The organism is Exiguobacterium sp. s21, from assembly GCF_018617975.1.
GTDB classification, from domain to species: Bacteria; Bacillota; Bacilli; order Exiguobacteriales; family Exiguobacteriaceae; genus Exiguobacterium; species Exiguobacterium mexicanum_A.
This window is the reverse complement of the sequence record NZ_JACSLF010000018.1, coordinates 1-18,812: the sequence shown is the minus strand read 5'-3', so window position 1 is coordinate 18,812 and position 18,812 is coordinate 1. Positions and strand designations below refer to the sequence as shown.

General features: G+C 49.1%; 21 protein-coding genes. 14 read left to right on the top strand and 7 right to left on the bottom strand.

Annotated elements, in window-relative coordinates; all coding sequences use genetic code 11:
- Positions 1 to 5: 5 nt before the first annotated feature.
- Genes KNP06_RS14575 through KNP06_RS14565 form a run of 3 tightly spaced genes read right to left on the bottom strand, consistent with a single transcriptional unit; the run spans position 6 to position 2,685 of the window.
- The gene (locus tag KNP06_RS14575) at positions 6 to 1,052 is read right to left on the bottom strand and encodes a DUF58 domain-containing protein (RefSeq protein ID WP_214712783.1); all 1,047 of its coding nucleotides are present in this window, start codon (positions 1,050 to 1,052) and stop codon (positions 6 to 8) included.
- 5 nt (positions 1,053 to 1,057) lie between these two features.
- Positions 1,058 to 1,984 (bottom strand): AAA family ATPase, encoded by a 927-nt coding sequence (locus KNP06_RS14570; protein ID WP_214712781.1) that lies wholly within the window; start codon positions 1,982 to 1,984, stop codon positions 1,058 to 1,060.
- Complete coding sequence (locus KNP06_RS14565) at positions 1,984 to 2,685, bottom strand: hypothetical protein (RefSeq protein WP_214712779.1); 702 nt, start codon at positions 2,683 to 2,685, stop codon at positions 1,984 to 1,986. Before KNP06_RS14565 ends, KNP06_RS14570 begins: the two co-directional genes overlap by 1 nt.
- Positions 2,686 to 2,873: 188 nt before the next feature.
- Here KNP06_RS14565 and KNP06_RS14560 point away from each other — a divergent pair, with 188 nt between their 5' ends.
- The 3 genes from KNP06_RS14560 to KNP06_RS14550 all read left to right on the top strand — a co-directional run bounded on the left by KNP06_RS14560 (position 2,874) and on the right by KNP06_RS14550 (position 5,630).
- Positions 2,874 to 3,545: a WGR domain-containing protein gene (locus KNP06_RS14560; protein WP_214712777.1), complete on the top strand. Its 672-nt coding sequence runs from the start codon at positions 2,874 to 2,876 to the stop codon at positions 3,543 to 3,545.
- Positions 3,546 to 3,618: 73 nt separating this feature from the next.
- Positions 3,619 to 4,128: a PH domain-containing protein gene (locus KNP06_RS14555; RefSeq protein WP_214712776.1), complete on the top strand. Its 510-nt coding sequence runs from the start codon at positions 3,619 to 3,621 to the stop codon at positions 4,126 to 4,128.
- Positions 4,125 to 5,630, top strand: coding sequence for a PH domain-containing protein (locus KNP06_RS14550; RefSeq protein WP_131472715.1), 1,506 nt, complete (start codon positions 4,125 to 4,127; stop codon positions 5,628 to 5,630). The genes KNP06_RS14555 and KNP06_RS14550 overlap by 4 nt, the downstream gene beginning before the upstream one ends.
- Before the next feature lie 143 nt (positions 5,631 to 5,773).
- Here the strand turns inward: KNP06_RS14550 and KNP06_RS14545 are convergent, their stop codons facing one another.
- The 4 genes from KNP06_RS14545 to KNP06_RS15440 all read right to left on the bottom strand — a co-directional run bounded on the left by KNP06_RS14545 (position 5,774) and on the right by KNP06_RS15440 (position 8,659).
- On the bottom strand, positions 5,774 to 6,916 hold the full coding sequence (locus tag KNP06_RS14545; RefSeq protein WP_251129774.1) for a sensor histidine kinase: 1,143 nt from the start codon (positions 6,914 to 6,916) through the stop codon (positions 5,774 to 5,776).
- Positions 6,906 to 7,586, bottom strand: a complete 681-nt coding sequence (locus tag KNP06_RS14540; RefSeq protein ID WP_214712774.1) for a response regulator transcription factor — start codon at positions 7,584 to 7,586, stop codon at positions 6,906 to 6,908. The genes KNP06_RS14545 and KNP06_RS14540 overlap by 11 nt, the downstream gene beginning before the upstream one ends.
- A 20-nt stretch (positions 7,587 to 7,606) precedes the next feature.
- Positions 7,607 to 8,167, bottom strand: coding sequence for a VanZ family protein (locus KNP06_RS14535; protein ID WP_058763659.1), 561 nt, complete (start codon positions 8,165 to 8,167; stop codon positions 7,607 to 7,609).
- A gap of 369 nt (positions 8,168 to 8,536) precedes the next feature.
- On the bottom strand, positions 8,537 to 8,659 hold the full coding sequence (locus KNP06_RS15440) for a hypothetical protein (RefSeq protein ID WP_255417482.1): 123 nt from the start codon (positions 8,657 to 8,659) through the stop codon (positions 8,537 to 8,539).
- 286 nt (positions 8,660 to 8,945) lie between these two features.
- On the opposite strand from KNP06_RS15440, the gene KNP06_RS14530 reads away from it, so the two are divergent.
- The 11 genes from KNP06_RS14530 (at position 8,946) to KNP06_RS14480 (ending at position 18,388) form a co-directional block, all read left to right on the top strand.
- On the top strand, positions 8,946 to 10,208 hold the full coding sequence (locus KNP06_RS14530; protein ID WP_214712773.1) for an NCS2 family permease: 1,263 nt from the start codon (positions 8,946 to 8,948) through the stop codon (positions 10,206 to 10,208).
- A 111-nt stretch (positions 10,209 to 10,319) separates the two neighbouring features.
- The gene (locus KNP06_RS14525; protein WP_214712772.1) at positions 10,320 to 11,366 is read left to right on the top strand and encodes a DUF2332 domain-containing protein; all 1,047 of its coding nucleotides are present in this window, start codon (positions 10,320 to 10,322) and stop codon (positions 11,364 to 11,366) included.
- Positions 11,363 to 11,860 carry a hypothetical protein gene (locus KNP06_RS14520; RefSeq protein WP_214712770.1) on the top strand — a complete coding sequence of 166 codons (498 nt, stop codon included), beginning with the start codon at positions 11,363 to 11,365 and terminating at the stop codon, positions 11,858 to 11,860. The genes KNP06_RS14525 and KNP06_RS14520 overlap by 4 nt, the downstream gene beginning before the upstream one ends.
- A gap of 55 nt (positions 11,861 to 11,915) precedes the next feature.
- The gene (locus KNP06_RS14515) at positions 11,916 to 12,404 is read left to right on the top strand and encodes a DinB family protein (protein WP_214712768.1); all 489 of its coding nucleotides are present in this window, start codon (positions 11,916 to 11,918) and stop codon (positions 12,402 to 12,404) included.
- Positions 12,401 to 12,949, top strand: coding sequence for a DUF3916 domain-containing protein (locus KNP06_RS14510; protein WP_214712766.1), 549 nt, complete (start codon positions 12,401 to 12,403; stop codon positions 12,947 to 12,949). Before KNP06_RS14515 ends, KNP06_RS14510 begins: the two co-directional genes overlap by 4 nt.
- Positions 12,950 to 13,057: 108 nt before the next feature.
- Positions 13,058 to 13,831, top strand: a complete 774-nt coding sequence (locus KNP06_RS14505; protein ID WP_251129773.1) for a hypothetical protein — start codon at positions 13,058 to 13,060, stop codon at positions 13,829 to 13,831.
- Positions 13,828 to 14,751 (top strand): AAA family ATPase, encoded by a 924-nt coding sequence (locus KNP06_RS14500; protein WP_214712763.1) that lies wholly within the window; start codon positions 13,828 to 13,830, stop codon positions 14,749 to 14,751. Before KNP06_RS14505 ends, KNP06_RS14500 begins: the two co-directional genes overlap by 4 nt.
- Positions 14,752 to 14,753: 2 nt before the next feature.
- Entirely contained in the window at positions 14,754 to 15,815 is a 1,062-nt protein-coding gene (locus tag KNP06_RS14495) for a DUF58 domain-containing protein (RefSeq protein WP_251129772.1), read from the top strand.
- A 176-nt stretch (positions 15,816 to 15,991) separates the two neighbouring features.
- The gene (locus KNP06_RS14490) at positions 15,992 to 16,531 is read left to right on the top strand and encodes a hypothetical protein (RefSeq protein WP_214712761.1); all 540 of its coding nucleotides are present in this window, start codon (positions 15,992 to 15,994) and stop codon (positions 16,529 to 16,531) included.
- Positions 16,528 to 17,901, top strand: coding sequence for a barstar family protein (locus KNP06_RS14485; RefSeq protein ID WP_214712759.1), 1,374 nt, complete (start codon positions 16,528 to 16,530; stop codon positions 17,899 to 17,901). The genes KNP06_RS14490 and KNP06_RS14485 overlap by 4 nt, the downstream gene beginning before the upstream one ends.
- Before the next feature lie 25 nt (positions 17,902 to 17,926).
- Positions 17,927 to 18,388: an NUDIX hydrolase gene (locus KNP06_RS14480; RefSeq protein ID WP_051622593.1), complete on the top strand. Its 462-nt coding sequence runs from the start codon at positions 17,927 to 17,929 to the stop codon at positions 18,386 to 18,388.
- The last annotated feature ends 424 nt before the right edge of the window (positions 18,389 to 18,812 follow it).

The window sequence follows — 18,812 nt, the reverse complement described above, 5'->3', positions numbered from 1 at the left end:
AAAAGTCAGTTAGGTGATGCTATTTTTATGAGCTGAGCTTGCTTGTTTTTTATTTTCGTCACGTAAGGCGAGAAACGGGTTGAACCCATATAGTGATCTTGTTCCGATAGACTAGAGAGTAAAGCGAGGATGTTTTTAAGCTGCTTCGCCCCTTCTTGGATGCTCAAGTGATTGACATGTCCCTTTTGATCTAATCGGTTCACAAACAGCTCGACCTTCCCGCCGCTTTCAATCAATTCCCGACTGACCAATGCCGTATCCTCTATCAACTCTTCGAACTGATGATGAAGGCCGATTCCATTCGAAGCCGACAAGTCGAGATACACCGTGAACATGTCTTGATTGACCGGCTGGTACAGTTTCGTTTGCAAAGTGGATTTCTTCGCCGTCGCATACCAGTCGATTTGTCTAGACGGTTCATCCTCATAGGGCTTCGAGGAGATTTGTAGTAACCGATCCTTAATCGGAGAATATTTAGAGACGCGCTCACCAAGCTTTAGGTGTGAGCGGATACGCTGCGCATGAGTACTTGAAATCGATGGATAGACCGTCCAACTTAAAGGGGGAGCCAAATAGAGTGTCAACGTCCCTAACGATAGAGGCAAGCTAATCGTGATGGAGATTTCAGCTATTTCGATGGGCCCCCTTCGATTACCTGTAAGTTCGAAGACGAAATCAGACGGCAGCTCGTCCAATTCGATGATGGTTTCCGTATGCCCCTCTAAGTTCACGACGTAAGGTCCATCCTTTGGCGTACGTATATACGTTTTCGTGCTCATTTCGTTTAAGAGGTGCACGTTCGTCAGTTCAAGGGTGAACTTACAACTTTCGTCTTTGAACAGTATCGAGTCGAACTGTCTCCACGTGACGTCCATTTGTGCAGTCAGTCGTTTCGTGTAACGCTCGATATAAAGACTTGCCGCCAAAAAAACAGCAAGAACGAATGAAAAAATCGAGAGGTACGGCACGAACAACAAGATGACCATCACTGAAAATAAGACGATTTGGATTCGTTTTTCAAGCAAGAAAAATACATTGGTCGTGATGTTCATCGGAGTCACATGCCCATCTCGACCGGGACCGGGACGGTCGCCAAGAGTTCTTCCATGACCACGGCCTTCGAGGACTTGATCTCGCCCTCTAGCGTCAGTGTCAATCGATGTGCGAAAACGTATGGGGCCAAGAACTTGATGTCCTCTGGTGTGACATAGTCACGATTTTGGATATAGGCATAACTTTGAGCGGCTTTCGAGAGCGCGATCGTCGCACGAGGACTGATCCCCGTCTGAACATTCCGGTGACTACGTGACGCGGTCGCGATCGAGACGATATAACGTAACACATCTTTCGAGATGTGGATTTTCATGGCATCGGCTCGATATTGTAGGAGTTGCTCGAAATCGACATTCGCCAGTACCGCCTTCCGAGTCTCGGTGACGGATTCCTCCAACAATTGAAGTTCGAATTCTTCGGTCGGGTACCCTGTATGTAGACACATCATGAACCGGTCAAGCTGCGCATCAGGCAAAGAAAAGGTACCAGATGATTCAATCGGGTTTTGCGTCGCGATGACGAAGAATGGGGTAGGAAGGTGATATGTCTTGCCCCCGACCGTCACCTGTCGTTCTTCCATCGCTTCGAGCAATGCGGACTGGGTACGTGGGACGGCCCGGTTGATTTCATCGATGAGCACGATGTTGGCGAAGATCGGGCCTTGCTTGTTTTCAAACTCTTGCGTCTTTAGATTGAAAAAATCTGAACCGACAATATCTGACGGTAATAAGTCGGCTGTGAACTGAATTCTTGAAAAGTCGCCGTGGAAACTCGTCGCTAACGTCTTGGCCAACATCGTTTTCCCGGTGCCCGGTACATCTTCTAAGAGCACATGTCCGTTTGCCAACAGCGACGTCACACACAACTCTACTACTGTCGGGTTGCCCAAATAGACTTGGTTGATTTCCTCAATCATCGTACGAATGTTCATCAAGATTTCTCTCCTTTGTAGTGTTGTATATACTGTCTGACAGATACTTTGAAATCATGAAGTGAGCGCTCGTCGATCACGTTCAGTTCTCCATATCGCACATCGGCATAAGGTTTCACAGATTGTTCGAATCGAATGCGTGCAAACCACTCTGAGACGGTCTCGTGAGGTTTTCGTTTTTGAGTGTCGCTCAAGGTGTCATTCAACTCCACGAGTAGTTTCCCAAGCTCAGTATCAGAGGCATAGAGAAAGATTGGTGTGGTATTGGTCACCGTGTTCATGTTGGCTCGATCTGAGAATGGTCTTTCGTCAGCTGAGGACGGTGTCGCTTTGCGTCGCCGCTTATCCCACCAATCTCGTACTCGCTTGTAGTACTTGAGAAATAAAATGAGCAAGAAAGCTATAACTGCCCATTTTAGGACATCTGAAACAGTCTCTTGATCTTCGCCAGACGTCTTCTTCTCAAACCGTTCTTTCGACAAAAGGTCATACCACTTCGGTATATCATTAGTATCCTCTAGATTCTCTGTTTTATCTTTAAAGGTTGCCAATTCACCGTCGATGTACCTTGGATTTCCCGACATGTCTTGTTGGGTCGGGCGATCTACAATCATTGTATAAAGGAAAGTACCCCCGATTTTAAATAAAGCGACGATGATTAAGGTCGATATGATGAAATAATACATTTTTCTTTTCTGCATAAGCCCTCCTTCATCGATAAGTCTCTATGATAACTTAGTCTTCTTAAAGGAATTCAATGTATACTTATATATTCCTTTATAATAAAAAAATGTTAACAATTGAAAAATAATACACTAAAAAGCGAATCACCAGATTGGCTAATTCACCGTATAATGAAAACATAATAAATATTATTGGGGAGTGGCAAATGAAGGTCCATTTACTGCACACTACAAAATTTTGGAACATCCGCGTCGGCACAGACGAGTTCGTCGTCCAGTATGGAAAGCTCGGTACGGTTGGTAAAGTCCAACTAAAGTCTTTTGATACAGCAGAAGAGTGTAAGAAAGAAGCCGACAAACTCGTCCGTCAAAAACTAAAGAAAGGGTACGTTGAGGTCGAGTACGACTGGGACAACCATCTTTACTTAGATGACCCAGAGATCGGCCCGCATCCGTTGACGGCCAACCCGGCGTTTATGCAACATTTCCAGGAAGACTTTTATTTAGACTGTACGGACGAGTTCGCGCCGTTCGGGAGCGATGAAGGGGCCGACGTCCTCGACATGTTCGGAGAAGCGCTTCGAAAAGAGCAGGACTTCGATTTTCTGGAAGGGGCGTATGCCGTCCTTTCTGACTGGCTCGAGGAAGACATCTCGACGCCGGACGACTGGATGTTGAACGGAGATCGTTTCGTGTGTGACGTCGTCATCCTCGCGAGCGCGTTCGCTTCAATCAAACTGACCGGACGAATCACGGATGCGTTGAAACGTTCTGCCCATGAAGCGTTAACCACAATCGTCGAGGAAGTCGAGCCTGAGGATACGCATCGGTTTCAGCTAATCAACGAACAGCTCGCCACTTTCCCCGTGTCGAAATGAAACTTTTTCAGAAAAACGGCGTATACTAAAGAGAGAGAAGGACAAACGTCCGAACGAATAGGGGGAAACACCAATGTCAGACATAGAAACAACACCGACATCATTCAGCGGCACATTGCCAATCGAGGCACGCACCGTCTTCCGACTGTCGAGCGCCATCTTTTATCTCATTGGGCTCGTCATCACAGGGGGCCTCGTCGCCGCAGCGCTTTATTTTGACTGGCCGACATGGCTGCAATATACGATGTACGTCTTACTCGCCATCGACCTCATCTATAGTGTGATTGATATTGTCGTCTTCCAAAAATGGAAGCAAGAGCGGTTCACGTATGATGTGAAACCACTCGAGATTCGCTTGCATCACGGCATCATCACGACGCACGATGTGTTGATCCCGATGACGAAAGTACAATACGTCCACGCCCAGCAAGGCCCGCTGCTACGAAAGTACGGCTTGCAGACGATCACGATTGGAACGGCGGCCGGGTCACATGACATCTATGCGATCGAGGAATCGTTCGCGAAGTCGCTTCGGGAACAGATTGCCGTCTATGCCCGCATCGAAGAGGAGGATGTCGTATGACGGAAGCCGCCCTCACGTGGCATCGACTGCCGAGTCGCGTCCTTATGCTTCGAGTGTTAGAGGTCATCAAGTCGTTCGCCATCCCGCTCGTGCTCTTGTTCGTTTTGAACAACGACTGGGAGTCGACGTTCGGCATCATCCTACGCGTCGGGATCTTGCTGTTCCTCGGACTCGACATCTTGCAGAAGTTCTTCGGTTGGCTCAACTTCCGCTATGCGCTCGATGAGAAGACGGTATATGTCATCGACGGCAACTGGATCAAGAAAGAGAAGTCGCTCCCGCTCTATAAGATTCAGAGCGTCCACTCGAACAGCCCGTTCTTGTACAGGTTGCTCGGGGTCGTCGAATTGACGTTCGATACGAACGCGAACAGCGACGACGCCTCGTTCAAACTCGCCGGCGTCTTCCCGAACGAGGCGAAGCGGCTCGAGGACATCCTGGACCAGGTCCGTCACCGCAAGACCGAGACCGACATACCAGTAGAAGGAGAGACGGACACGACAGCTACACCGGTGGCGATTGAAAAACCGGCGAGCCGTTTGTTGTACGCCCTCTCGACCCGAGAGATCATCATCGCCTCGCTGACATCATTGTCGGTGTTCGCGATCTTCCCGGTCGCCTCGACAATCATCTCGTCCATCGATGACTTCATCAATCTCGACGGGACGTTCGATACAATCGGCGATTGGGTCGTCCACGCGTCGATTATCGCGATTGGCCTGCTCGTCCTGACGGTCCTGATATTGTCGGTCGTCATCGGCATGGTCATCAACTTCTTGAAATACGGGAACTTCCGGCTCGAACGACGCGGGGACCGCATCCGCGTTGAGAAAGGACTGCTCAACCGTTCCGCTAAAGAGATCCCATACGAGAAGATTCAAGCGGTCCGGGTCAAAGAGACGTTCATTCGGCGCTGGTTCAACATCGTCGGTGTCGAACTCGTCGCGGCCGGGACGATGGACGAGTTGAAAGACGAATCGTCAACCATCCTCCCGTTCGTGAAACGGGAGCGGGCGATGACCGTGTTGAACGAGCACTTCGACCAGTTCGTCTGGTCTGACACGCTTCATCGCTTGCCAAAACGTTCGCTCTGGGTCAAACTGCTACGCATCAGCTGGGTCGGACTCATCGTCTCGGGTGTCGTTTTGTATTTCTTCCGCGATTACGCCTGGTGGCTTGTTCTCCTGTGGGCCATCATTATCGGCGGTCGCCTATTGAGCTATATGACGACGCGCTACGCTCGCAACGGTCAGTTCATCGAGCTGCGGACAGGGGCCTTCAACGTCAGTTCATTCTTGACGGACAAGCCGCGGATCGAACAGGTCCAAGTGACACAGACGCCACTCCAACGCCGTTTCGATGTATGTAACGTCCTGTTCTCGACACGGGGTGGCTTGCTATCGAATGAGATGATCGAGGACATCCCGAAACAAGAGGCAGAAGCCATGCTGAACTGGTTCTCCCGCTATACGGTACAGGAAGATATGAAAACACCGGGCTAACGGATAATTCGGTCAGGTGATCGACGAGCCCCTCGCGTGTTGCGAGTGGCTCGTCTTTTTTAATCGGCTTGAGGGGCTCGCTCCGACATAAGCTTGAAGTTGATCCTGTTTGGTGTGAATGCAACAATCATGGCACGTGTAGGTCACACGTGCCATGATTGTTCATGAACAGCATTGGAAGAGACTTTTGGGAGAATGATTGTGAACGTCGTTTCTCTTGGTTGACTCGTCACGTGAATCTCGCCCTCATGTAAATCGATGATGGACTTGGCGATGGCGAGACCGAGACCTGATCCGCCGGTGTAATGTGCGCGTGACTTTTCCACTCTAAAAAATCGTTCAAACACGTATGGGATGTCGCGTGAGGGGATGGCCTCCTCGCCGTAATTCGTCATGTTGATAAGAACCGTTTCATCCGTATCTTCGACAAATGTATCGATATACTTTCCGTCACGCCCGTAACGAATCGCATTCTCGAGTATATTTTCAAACACACGGACGAGCTTCAACGCATCACCTTCAACGATGGGTCGTTTGGCTGATGAACTGAATCGAGCTTCCATTTCAACTTCCGAGAGACGTAATGTCGACTGCATGATGAGTTGATTGAGCAATTCATCGAGACGGACCTCACTTGTTTGCAACGCGATTTGGTCGTTTTGTAGAAATGTATAGTCAAAGATATCGTTAATCAAGCCTTTCAGATGGATCGCATTCTCATGAATGACTTGGATGTAATGACGCAATTCCACCTCGTCCCGGTAACGGTCGCTGTGAATCAAGTCAAGATAACCCGTGATCGACGTGAGCGGGGAGCGTAAGTCGTGCGCGACGTTCGTCACGAGCTCGTGCTTCAAACGATCAGCTTGAACCAATTCCTGCTCCGCTTTTGCCGCACTGTCCGAGATGGCGCGAACGGTCGCCATCAACCGCTCTAGCTCTGGCGGGACCGATGGTTCAACCGAATCACGATTGGCATGAAGTTCTTCGACAAGTGATGTCATCCGCTCAATGTGAACCTGTAAATACCGTTTACGCTCATATTGATAGATCAACACAAGACAAACGATGACCATCAGACTGTAAAACATGACGATGACACCTTCCCGGAAATACGACAATACGATGATCAGACTCTCCACAAATCGTGAAGACTCCTCAAAGTACCAGACGGCAGGCAGTAACAGAACACCGCTCAGGGTAGCGACTCCAAAAGCAATCACCACATACAGCAGACGTTTCCACATCGGGATGAACGTTATGACGCGCCATATATTATGTCTCAATTTTATATCCCACTCCCCACACCGTATGAATGATGACCTCATGTGGCACAACGGCATGTAATTTCTCGCGGATGTTACTGATATGAACCATCACCGTCTGATTCGACCCGACGCCATGCTCTTGCCAGACAGCCTCGAATATCTCTTCAGAGCTATACACCCGGCCTTTATGTTTCGCTAGTAAATACAAAATCTCAAATTCACGTGCCGTCAATCGAATCATCTGCTCTTGCATCATGACGGTGTGGCTGGCTCGATCGATGAGGAAAGGGCCAGCTTGTACACTTGAGGACTCGCTTGGTCGGTTATAGTTTGAACGGCGCAGCAATGCTTTAATACGTGCCATCAACTCGAGCGGATTGAACGGTTTGATGATGTAGTCATCGACTCCCGTCGTCAATCCCAATATCTTATCCATATCACCCACTTTGGCACTGACCATTAAGATCGGAATTTGGCTCGTCTGGCGCACCAGCTTACAAAATTCAAGCCCATCCATCCGAGGCATCATCCAATCTAAAATGATTAAGTCAAACGATTCTTGGTTGAACAAGTCAAGCGCCATTTCCCCGTCGGTTGCCATCGTCGTGTGATACCCGTCATTTTTTACATACACATCAATCAGTTCTGCGATTTGGACATCATCATCCACTAACAAGATTTTTGTCATGCTTGAAACTCCCTCGCGAATTAAAGTTGGAAATTCTGATACAAACGTCGGAACGGGGCGTATTGGACGACGAAGCGAACGAGTAAGAACCCTAAGAGCGCCCCGAACGCATTTGCCAATAAATCATTCACATCCGTGCTTCGTCCACTGCCTAGTGTCGTGCGCACCAATAATTGAATCAGTTCAAGGATCAGACTAAACTGAAATCCTAATTTAAGTACTTCTTTTTTCGTGATCGACGGTTTCAAAAATGGAAGATAACAGCCGAACGGGAGGAACATCACGACATTCAGCACAAATGAATACACATCGATGGTCAAAATCGGAATAAAATTAATCGTTCTCCACCACGGAACTTGATTCGCATACTTTCCTAAATTGACGTCAATCGGGAAAAACACGAAGTGAAGGACACCTAATAAGTATATCCCGAATGATAGAAGCAAAATAGTTTGTGCGGCTTTTACATGTTTCTTGCGAAACGACCAGACGAGTAACGTGATGAGTCCGAGGATGGCGAGTGGGATGAGAACGACTCCTGATTCGATTGTGAACATAACTGAATAATTCTGATTATACATGGGAATAAACCTCCTAAGAATTTGAACTGTCTTCAGTGTAGATGGCAGATTTAAAGAATTCTTAAAGGAGTCATAAATGAAATCTAAAAAAAGCAAAGCGCTTTGCTCTGCCTCGAACTGTTGAACAATCAATCAAGAAGCTTGCTCTCGGATCGATGTCTGGCGCCCAGATATCATTCGTCACGTCAACTTCACCGTTTTCGTGTTTCTGTTACTGAAAAACGGGAACAAGTATGGTATGATGCAAGTAGAAAGAGACCGGTGCTGGACACACCGGCCTCTGGCGTACAGGTTACCACTTTAAGAGTGGCCCAGCCGCCACAATGGTTAGTGAATCAGAAAGTGACCCATCTCATTGCGCCGAGGGGGTCATTTTTTTGTACGTTCAGACGTTGCACGATCGGATGTTTGGTGTAACACCAAGTGAACGATAATCGGAGCGAGGATCGGGACAATCACATAATCGCCGACCCAGGTCCATAGTTGTTCCATCCGCACCACCGCCTTCCTCCATTGTGGACTTGGCGGCTGACCCCACTATTGCTGCGTTAACCTGCCTCTTCATTATAGCAGATTCTTGTCAAAAAAGATGCTAAAAACAGGAACGTTTGTTCTTGTTTTAGAAATTGAACCTTTTGTCCGAATGGGTCTCATGACTGGGTCCAAAGATGGATTTGAACCAAGATTGTCTTGCATGTCAGAAGTCAGACAGGATATAATCAACCTCGTGTGCATAACCACATGGGTGGGTGAGGGTGCCAATAAAGGATTGATTCCTATGGCAAAACAAACAGAATGGAAAACAGAAACATACGGGGGCGTACTGAACTTTCTGGCGACAGCATACATCCCGGCCGTTCACGCGGCAATCTTGACGCAAGCCGGACTCCCGTTTGAGGGAGCGCTCGTCGGAGCGATTTTGACAAGCATCATCGGAACGTTCATCGCAGGGCTATTCAACTTGCCACTGCTCCTGTTACCAGGGATGGGCATCAACGCGCTGTTCACGTACACGCTCGTCCTGCAGATGGGACTGAGCTGGCAAGGCGCGCTCGCCGTCTCGTTCGTCTCGGGGGCGCTCGTCGTCCTGCTGACGGTGACGAAGGTGGCGAGGAAACTGGCGAACGCGTTCCCACCGATCATTCATGACGGATTGACGGTCGGGCTCGGCCTATTCCTCATCTTGATCGGACTCGAGGCGGCGGGGATCGTCTCGGGCGGTGGCGGGGCATTGCTTCACATCGGAGACCTTGGGGAACGGCCGGTACAGGTCGCGTTCCTGTCGCTCTTCGTCGCCATCCTGCTCTTCTTGAAGATGGGACCGAGCAGCTTCCTCTGGACGATTGCGTTCGGGGTCGGCCTGAGCGCCGTCATGGGAACGCTCGACTGGACCGGTGAGTTCGCGCTCACGCCGTTCTTCGAGTCGTTCGGGACCGTGTTCGGCAACGTCTCGTTCGCCGAGTCGGCGTCACCGATTTTCTTAGTCGCCGTCGGCGTGTTGACGCTCGTCTTGCTGATTGAAAACATCAGCTTGATCCAAAATCAGACGCGCGCCATCGGCAAGGATGCGGACGCACCGAAAGGGCTCGTCGCCCAAGGCTTGTCGACGATGGCCGGTGCCCTATTCGGTTCGAGCCCGACCGTTTCGACGGTCGAGGTCGCGGCCGGCATCTCGGTCGGCGCACGAGGTGGCGTCGCCTCGTTCGTCACGTCAGGCCTGTACGTCGTCTCGCTCTTGTTGTTGCCGCTGTTCGCGATCATTCCGGTGACGGCGATTGCGCCGGTGTTGATCATTATCGGCATGATGATGTTCCAGAACGTGAAGCATCTCCCGCTCGACAATTGGGAGCATGCCTTCCCGGCGATTCTCGTCATCATCATGATTCCGTTCACGTATTCCATCGTCGATGGCATCGGGCTCGGGTTCATCGCCTACACGATGATCGTCTTGTTCAAGAAGGGCTATCGGTCGCTCAGTCCGGTCGTCGGTGTCTTGACCGTATTGTTCTTGGTTTTCTTTTCTTTACCAGTCTGGCTGTAAGATAGGGCGGTGCCGTGTATACGGTGCCGCTTTTTTGTGTTTTAGAAAGGAGTCTGAAGACTTTAACGGAATGTATGAATTAAGAATAAGTACGTATCGGAGGAGAAGACGTTGACTACACATAATCTATCTCAAAAAATTTTGAGGTTTGCCGAGAGAGAATGCCGGGACTCGAGCCCGCTCTATGAATCGTTAGCTATTCATATTTCAATGGATGACGAGTTGCTTGAAATCTGTAAGGTTGCCAGGGGAGGTCAACCGATCCCAAACCTATTGTTTGGAGCCGTCCATTACTTGTTGATGCAGGGAACCGACCACCCGGTAAAAGAGTATTACCCGAGTATGGTAAGTGACCCGAAACCGTACCCGGAATCGTTCGAGTCGTTCAAACCGTTTTGTCTCACGTATCGAAATGAAATCGAGTCCATCATAAGTTCAAAACTCGTTCAGACGAACGAAGTCCGGAGATGTACATATCTGTATCCTGCTTTTGGCCTTGTCCACCAAAAAACCAACAAACCGCTTGCGCTCATCGAAATCGGAACAAGCGGCGCTGGCTTACAACTTTTGTGGGACCAGTATGCCTACTCATACGGTACAGAGGACGTTATTGGAGACGTTCAGTCACAGCTGAACATTCGATCAGAGCTTGTCGGAGAGCTTATGCCACCGCTCTCACAAACACCCGCTCCGGTCGCATCGCGCATCGGCCTTGATTTGAACATTGTCGATTTAGAGAATGAAGATGAGCGGCTATGGCTCAAGTCGTTGATTTGGCCAGAGCACGGAGAACGTTTGGAGATGTTCGAACGCGCGTCTAGTTATATAGGCGAGCAAGCAATCGACTTCATCGAAGGCGACAGAATCAGTCGATTGAGCGGCCTTGTCGAGAACATTCCAGAAGGGAGCACCCTCTGCATCTTCCACACCCATGTGGCCAATCAGATGACGATCGATATGAAGAAGCATTTGCTGAACGTGGTCGAACAGATTGGACAGACGAGAGACGTGTTCCATCTTTATAACAATATCCAAGACAAAGACCTGCATCTAGACGAATATGAGAACGGTGTTAAACGAGAACAGACAATTGCTGAGACGGATGGGCACGGTAGATGGTTCAAATGGTTGCTGGAAAATGAGCCGTTATTGACATGAATACGATCATCGAACGATTCGTTTCCATTCAAGAGGTCATGACTGCTCTCCATTCACAAGTCTCTGACTATAATTGGTTAGTGACGGACCTCGACGCCGTTCTCTCAAATGATGCGTTACAGTATTTTGAAGAGGTTCAAGAACTAGAGGAGGGGACGGCTTACTGGATAAAAGGTGAACGTCTACTCGAACTGGTCCATCACACAAACTTATACGTCATTTGGGGAGTGTTCACGGCGTTTGAACGCCATGAGTCGATCACGTTAAACGAACTGACCGTCTATCCGTTCGCAGACGGTAATAGCGACCTATGGATCGAGTCACCTCGTATTCAGTATCCGAGTGCTGTGTGTGAGTTGATCTTTTGGGACTCAACATTTGTCTTGTTGCTGAGCCAAGTAAAGGACGTCAGTAGCCGCTTCCGAAAAACTTTCCCTGATTGGCGCAGCTTAGAGGAATATAATCGAGCCGAAAGGTTATATGAATCGGAATAGATGTGTTCGAACATGAGTCGCTCTTCTTACTTTATAGACCAAGGAGGACAAGTCCATGACTAGCACTTCAAACGTCATTGATGAATTCGCATCTTATATAGATTGGCTTAATACGTTAGAGAGATTGGATGAATCGATGTGGGACAAGCCAATCGCGACCGACAAATGGTCAATCAAAGCGATCATCCTTCACATCGCCCATTGGGACAACCATCTGTTGAACGTCATCATCCCGGCCGTCAAGACCGGAGAAGGGATGATCTTCCCTGAGTTCGACTCGTTTAATGCGCGAGCGACCCAAAAAGCAAAACGTCTCTCGGGAGTAAACGTGCTCCGGTTAGCCAAAACGAGTCGGAGTTCGCTCGTTAAAGCGCTCAGGTCCTTGCGTCAAGAGACGTTGACGTTGCACACGACGGCGAACGGGGCGACCCATTCTCCACATGAGGATGTTCCGTATACGCTCGCCTATATCGTCACCGAGTTCATCGAACATGACCGGCACCACCAGCAGCAAATCGACGCCATCTTGGGGAAAACCTCTTGAAGAGACGGGCAAAAGTATGCGGTGTCAGACGAAGACTGAAACGGTTGCGCCTGCATGTCAACGAACAGACCCAATCGTTCCCGACGACGTTTCATGACGGGTATTGGCATAACAAAATCCCGATTGATCAATCGTTCTTATCGTCTGTACAGGAGAACAGCCGGATTCAACGTGCGATTATCGAGGTGATGATGGAAGGGGCCTCACGTCTCGTGCATAACCGAGAAGAGGAGCGGTACCAGGTCGTCGCCTTACTCGATTTGCCGACGCTTTGGCAGTCCGAACTCCTCGTGTTTGAAAGCGATGCACGACTGGAGGCATTTATGGATCGGGATACGTCAGAGCAGATGTGGACGCGGTTGCCTAACGATCGCGTATTCCTACAAAGACTCGACCTGTCAGTGGACGTCGAGGTGCATCGGTTCCACGAACTGATTCAAGATGAAGATTATATGCATAGTGGAGAAGTCTGGTTGCTCGTGTACAATAAGCGGGCAACTTTTTTTGCTAAAAAACTGAATATTCCATTAATCCGTATGCTATAATCCTTTCAAATCCATTTTCCAAAAAAAAGGATTAAATGGAATCGATGAATGAAAGGAGCCGTTGAATGGGATGCAGTCGAATCTACATATTCACATACGGGTCGTTACATGAGAAAAGCCAAAGTTCTGTTTGTATCAGCAGTCTTGATTTCTTTACTGGTTGTCGCACTTATTTCATTTTCAGGTCAACTTGCTTATACCTACTTCAAAGGGTTGGACATCTCAGGGAGCCCCATCACGAACTGGGTCACGGACTGTCATGACAAGCGAAAGTTATTTGGGATCATTGAGGTCGTCGATACGGATGTTTGGTGTGGAGATGGTAGTGATGCAGATCCCGGACCCGGTATTTCTGAAGCAGGGGCGATTGTTGGGCCATCAGATGACGAAGGCGGCACACCAAGGGAAGATGAGAATGACTCGTCTCCGTCATATGGTACACCATCTACAAGCGAATCCGATCGCCTTTCCCTGTTGCCTTACATTGTCAGCGCCCTCCTCCTTCTTTTGATTGGTGTATGGATGTGGCGTAGACCCTTCCACAAAAAGGGGAGGGAAGCCGTTCCGATAGACGAGAGGATCCACTCAAGGCAAGAGACAGACGAAACGTTCGAAGAGGCAAAACGCTCCGCTCATCTGCTACCAGATTCCCCGTTGCGGCAACATTTGATTCAATTCGAACAAGCGCTACCGCCAGAAAAACGTCGACGGACGTTCGAGACGTTATCCGCCTGGGCGCGCCGCATTCAACTCGACGCCTCGCTTCGGAGCTATTTAGAGACCCGTTATGACAAAGTCGAGATCACGCCACAACGTGAAGAAGCGTTCAAACAACAGCTTGATGCCTATTTACTTCGTTTAGAAAAGGAGCCACCCTTATGACCATCAAACGCGTATTGGAACAATTGGACCAAATCTATCTCGGAAAACCTGAAATCACGCGCCTCTGCTGCACGGCGTTACTCGCGAACGGGCACATCTTGTTAGAGGACGTCCCGGGTACCGGGAAAACGTTACTTGCCAAAAGTATTGCCAAGAGTTTTGAAGCTGATTTCACGCGCATCCAATTCACGGCCGATTTGCTTCCGACCGATATCATCGGTTCTGACTTCTTCAACATGCAGACACAGACGTTCGAAAATCGGACAGGACCGATCTTTACCAACATCTTATTGATTGATGAAGTGAACCGAGCCGTCCCCCGGACACAATCCGCCTTGCTCGAGGCGATGGAAGAGCGGCAAGTCTCGATCGGCGGAGTCACGTATCAACTGCCGGAACCGTTCTTCGTCATCGCGACGCAAAACCCGATCGAATCGGCAGGGACGTTCGCCTTGCCCGACGCTCAACTCGACCGTTTCTTGATGTCCCTTCAAGTCGGATATCCTGAAGCAGGGGAGGAGCGACAGTTGATTCTTCAGACAATTTCTAAGACACGCCACATCGTTCATGCCCTCATGTCGTCCGAAACGTTTTTAGCAGCGCAGCGAGCAGTTGAGGAGGTCCGTATCCATGACGACGTCGTCACCTATCTGCTCGCCCTCATCCAAGAGACACGACTTCATCCGCTCGTCGAAGTCGGAGCCAGTCCTCGCGCGACGCTCGCCCTCGTCAAGGCGTCTCAAGCTTACGCTTATATCGAAGACCGTCAATTCGTGACCCCGGAAGATGTCCAAGCCGTCGCGACGCATGTTCTGGCACACCGCTTGACGCTCACGCTCGAAGGGGACGTGAAATCGACGAAACGGGAAGTTCTCGCTGATATTTTGGGGCGAGTCGATGTACCGGTCGAGAAGGTGTGAAGATGCGACAAGTCGAAGTGAGCACACCGTCACTTTTAGACGACAAGCTATGGCCGGCCTATACCGGAATCCTACTTCTGTTCATATGGTTCCCATATGTGTGGCCGCTCGCTTATCTGTCTGGCGCAATTCTAGGATTGATGCTGATTCGGAAATGGCTGACGCAGAAAATTGTCGAAGGGACACGTTTATCGTTCCACCAGAAAGAGCAGTTGTTGTTCGTAAATGATCGTGTCTCGCTAAGAATGGAGGTGACAGGTGTAGAACGTCTCCAAGAACTCGGAATCCCGACATCGGTCCGCCTGGTCACGGGACACGGCTTGACGTTTGACGAAGATCAGCGCGTATATGTCATTCAACTTCGTGAGGAATCGACCTATTCGCTTCCAATCCATGCGAAACAGCGCGGGCCCGTCCAAGTCAATGAATGTACACTTCAGTTCAGACTCCCATTTTGGCTTGGCACCATCTTCGTCACAGATCATACGCTTCCATCCTGGATCATACTCCCATCCATCACGAGACAGAACAGATTTGACTCACGCCTGGTACGGATGGGGGACCGACTCGTCAAACATTCACCGCTCAACGACCCGTTGATGATTCAAAGCACAAAACGGTATGAGCAAGAGCCAGTCAAACAGATTGACTGGATCGCGACAGCCAGGACAGGAAAACTTCAGGCGAAAGTGTATCAACGCCAAAACCTCGATACATTCACGCTCGTGCTCGACTTGAGCGGTCCGCTAGGGAATGGCCTTCATGCGCGCTATGAAGAGTTGATTCAACAGGCCGCTTATCTGGTATCCTATTTAGTGAAGGAAGATTGTAAAGTCGAGCTGTTCATCAATCGGCTCGATGCTGAGAATCATATCGACCACCTGCGAATGAGTGACGGTCGCAAGCAATTGCGCCTCGCCCTCGTACGTCTGGCGTGGGTCCATGAATCCGATCGATTCGTCGCTTCGAAACGGTTCAATCAAATCATCGAGCGACAGAAGCATCCGCATGCGGAAGTGATTCGGATTGACGCGTCACTGCTCAAACAGATGTCTATTAGTTGAAAGGAGAAAACATGTTGCGCCACCTCACAACATTCGCCCTAGCTGGGGCCTTCACGCTCGTTGCTACGTCAGCAGCTGCCGCGCCGACTGAACGATCCGCGTAGCGTTTTGCTGAAAAACATTTCGAGTCAATCGTCCTCGACCATATCGAAGGTGACGACCCGAGTAACTATCATTTGACGGAAAGTCGCGCCATCTCGTTCGGTTCGCTCCATGAAGTGATGATTGCCGCGCAATCCTGTTATTCGTCGGACGAAATGTGTACGTTTGTCTCGAGCAAGGAGTACGTATCAGCCGTCCTACAAGATGGGGAGCCGAGAAATGTCATCGGCACGTACGAGCAAGAGCCGGGTGTCTTCGCCTTCTCCACGTTCGGGTATGGCGACGAGTTGGCCATTGCCTTAGCTGATGTGTCCGGTACATTGGTCCATTCCGCGCGAGAGAATGCCTGGTTTGACTATGATGGAAAGACGTTGACCGCCTTGACGACCGATGCGAAACGGTTCATCGGCGGAGACACGATCACGCTCGAGATGTATCAGAAACGCTTGGTCGAGACACGTTCAAACACTCAAAGTTCCGCGGAGGATGCCCTTACTAGTGGTTCTAGTGATGTTCAGACGACAGAGCCTAAATCGTATCGGATGCTTGGCCTCGTATTGTTGGCGGGGCTCCCGCTAGGTTATCTTTTGTACCGGAGGCGATGGAAAAGATGAATTTGAAACGTCCGTGGTTGCATGAAGTCGATGCGGCCACGACTTTATTTGTGCGTCGACATGCGGTGCACACGGATGAATTAGAACAAAAGACGGAGAGTTTATCACGTTCGAATGGTGGGACGTTATGGAAAGTGGACCGTTACGAATTCGACCCAGTCTATGACCAAGCGCTTGAGGACACGTATCGCTCGATTCGTCGACAAGCCGCTGACATCTTCTCGTTTCATCCGGATGGCTTACAAATCGATGAACGCTTTACAAATAAGACGATATTGCGATCCCTCGTCTTGCATCCGTTCACAAGAGCCGTCTATGTCGAGGTCGCACCAGCTGGGGTCGTTGAGACGGTGTATGTCTGGATGCATCCGATTGAGGAGTGGAAACAAAAAGACCAAATCACTCGTGTGACGCTAGACGTCTCGAACATCGTGGCGGAAACCGAGTTGCATCACCTGTTAAAAGAACAGTTCCATTTCCCTGCTCACTATGGCATGAACTGGAATGCATTTTGGGACGCCATCACCGATGAGAACGGGTTGCCGGACATCGTTGAGCTATACGGTTGGACAGAGTTTGAACAACGTTTGCCTGAGGCGGCGGACGCGCTCGCGACATGTTTTACTGACTATGAGAACGAGCCGGACTTGAAGCCGTGTCGTATCATCTATCAAAAGAATGAGATGCTTATTTTACCGCGGCATGCATTCAAAAAGGGAGAAGCAAATCGCCTGATCTACCGACATCTCACCGGAGAAGCTTTCCCGTTACGCGTGGAACGAAAAACGTCGGTACGGTTGCCGAAGCGACATCGTTTCGCGTTTAAACGCTTAAAAGAGGAGTCTGTCACATCCGGAATCGTTCATAACCATGAGTCGATTGCCCCATGGCTGACACTTTCCCGTGACGAACATTGCCAAGACGTCGTCACGTTCTCAAATGAGACGGATTGGTTGGTAAGCTATTACCGTGAGGGGCTGACACTCCAAGGGACGAATATTGAATCCGTTGAATCGATCGATACAGCGGATTACGAGACGTTTTTTCGTCACGTGACACGTGGTGCGTATCCGATTGAATTGACGTTCTGTCTCGGAGGAACGTTCGGCCCGAGGGAGAAATTATATCGATTGATGCTACATGACGCAGCATGGGAGAAGTTGATTGAAGACAGGTTGTTGACTCAACTAGAGATTCCGAAAGCAAAAAAGTTTTGGCAGTCTTTTTTCTCAACTATACCTGTACAGACAGTCGAGACGTTCATCGGAGAATTTCATCCTAACCTCTTCGGAAACTTCGTACTGGCGCATGATGCGGACGATGTGTATCACTTTCTTGATCATGTGAACGGTTCAATCAAGCGGTTTTGAAATTTAAATGAAAAGAGGAAATGGATTGAACTACATACAGGACATGCGGAACCTCATTGGAACTAACTTATTAATGACGGTCGGTTGCGGCGTCATAATCGAGCACAATAATAAAATTTTGCTTCAACATCGTAAAGATCATGACGTTTGGGGAATCCCGGGTGGTGTCATGGAACCTGGTGAAACATTCGAGAGCGCAGCACAACGCGAAACGTTTGAAGAAACAGGTCTTACAGTCAGTCAACTAAGCTTGTTTGGGCTATATTCAGGAAAAGAAGGATTTGCTTCTTACGAAAATGGAGATCAAGTCTTTAGTGTACAAGTCATCTTTCATGCGACGGGATTCTCCGGAGAACTTGCGCAGGAAGGACAAGAGAGTCACGAGCATCGTTTTTTCGCACGCCATGAACTTCCAACATTAAACAGCCACCAAGAGAGGTTTATTATGGATTGGGTGAATCAAGAACAAGTGCCTATAGTAAAGTAAGAATCCATCAAGAAAGTTGGAAACATAATGAATTATTTAGAGCATTTAGAATCCCACTGTGGAGAATTCACGAATCAATTCGAAACAGAGGATTTAATAGAACAGGCCATACAGTTCTTGCAGTTCGATGACAGCCCTGAAACCGATACGTTCACCATTTCGACGTTAGGACTTCATTGGCATACGCTACAAAACGAAGAGGGCACTCATACATATCAAGAGTTACTGTTGAGTTTTAAACAAAAACGTGCGTATGAAGACTGATATGCTCCCCAATAGGTAGACAGATGAAATAACAAATCTGTTTATCTGATTGGGGAGTGTTTTTTTATGGTGAGAAGTCGGCATTCGATCGAACAAAAACTGGCTGCGCTGCGCATGATGGAAGAAGAAACCTATACGTGGAAGGAAATCATGGAAGCGC

Excerpts from the sequence above, each read along its gene's own strand:
- KNP06_RS14530 (WP_214712773.1), top strand. The coding sequence starts at position 8,946 with ATGGCAAAACAAACAGAATGGAAAACAGAAACATACGGGGGCGTACTG.
- KNP06_RS14565 (WP_214712779.1), bottom strand. The coding sequence starts at position 2,685 with ATGCAGAAAAGAAAAATGTATTATTTCATCATATCGACCTTAATCATC.
- KNP06_RS15440 (WP_255417482.1), bottom strand. The coding sequence starts at position 8,659 with ATGGAACAACTATGGACCTGGGTCGGCGATTATGTGATTGTCCCGATC.
- KNP06_RS14570 (WP_214712781.1), bottom strand. The coding sequence starts at position 1,984 with ATGAACATTCGTACGATGATTGAGGAAATCAACCAAGTCTATTTGGGC.
- KNP06_RS14505 (WP_251129773.1), top strand. The coding sequence starts at position 13,058 with ATGAGAAAAGCCAAAGTTCTGTTTGTATCAGCAGTCTTGATTTCTTTA.
- KNP06_RS14520 (WP_214712770.1), top strand. The coding sequence starts at position 11,363 with ATGAATACGATCATCGAACGATTCGTTTCCATTCAAGAGGTCATGACT.
- KNP06_RS14500 (WP_214712763.1), top strand. The coding sequence starts at position 13,828 with ATGACCATCAAACGCGTATTGGAACAATTGGACCAAATCTATCTCGGA.
- KNP06_RS14495 (WP_251129772.1), top strand. The coding sequence starts at position 14,754 with ATGCGACAAGTCGAAGTGAGCACACCGTCACTTTTAGACGACAAGCTA.
- KNP06_RS14485 (WP_214712759.1), top strand. The coding sequence starts at position 16,528 with ATGAATTTGAAACGTCCGTGGTTGCATGAAGTCGATGCGGCCACGACT.
- KNP06_RS14560 (WP_214712777.1), top strand. The coding sequence starts at position 2,874 with ATGAAGGTCCATTTACTGCACACTACAAAATTTTGGAACATCCGCGTC.
- KNP06_RS14535 (WP_058763659.1), bottom strand. The coding sequence starts at position 8,167 with ATGTATAATCAGAATTATTCAGTTATGTTCACAATCGAATCAGGAGTC.
- KNP06_RS14515 (WP_214712768.1), top strand. The coding sequence starts at position 11,916 with ATGACTAGCACTTCAAACGTCATTGATGAATTCGCATCTTATATAGAT.
- KNP06_RS14540 (WP_214712774.1), bottom strand. The coding sequence starts at position 7,586 with ATGACAAAAATCTTGTTAGTGGATGATGATGTCCAAATCGCAGAACTG.
- KNP06_RS14575 (WP_214712783.1), bottom strand. The coding sequence starts at position 1,052 with ATGAACATCACGACCAATGTATTTTTCTTGCTTGAAAAACGAATCCAA.
- KNP06_RS14550 (WP_131472715.1), top strand. The coding sequence starts at position 4,125 with ATGACGGAAGCCGCCCTCACGTGGCATCGACTGCCGAGTCGCGTCCTT.
- KNP06_RS14555 (WP_214712776.1), top strand. The coding sequence starts at position 3,619 with ATGTCAGACATAGAAACAACACCGACATCATTCAGCGGCACATTGCCA.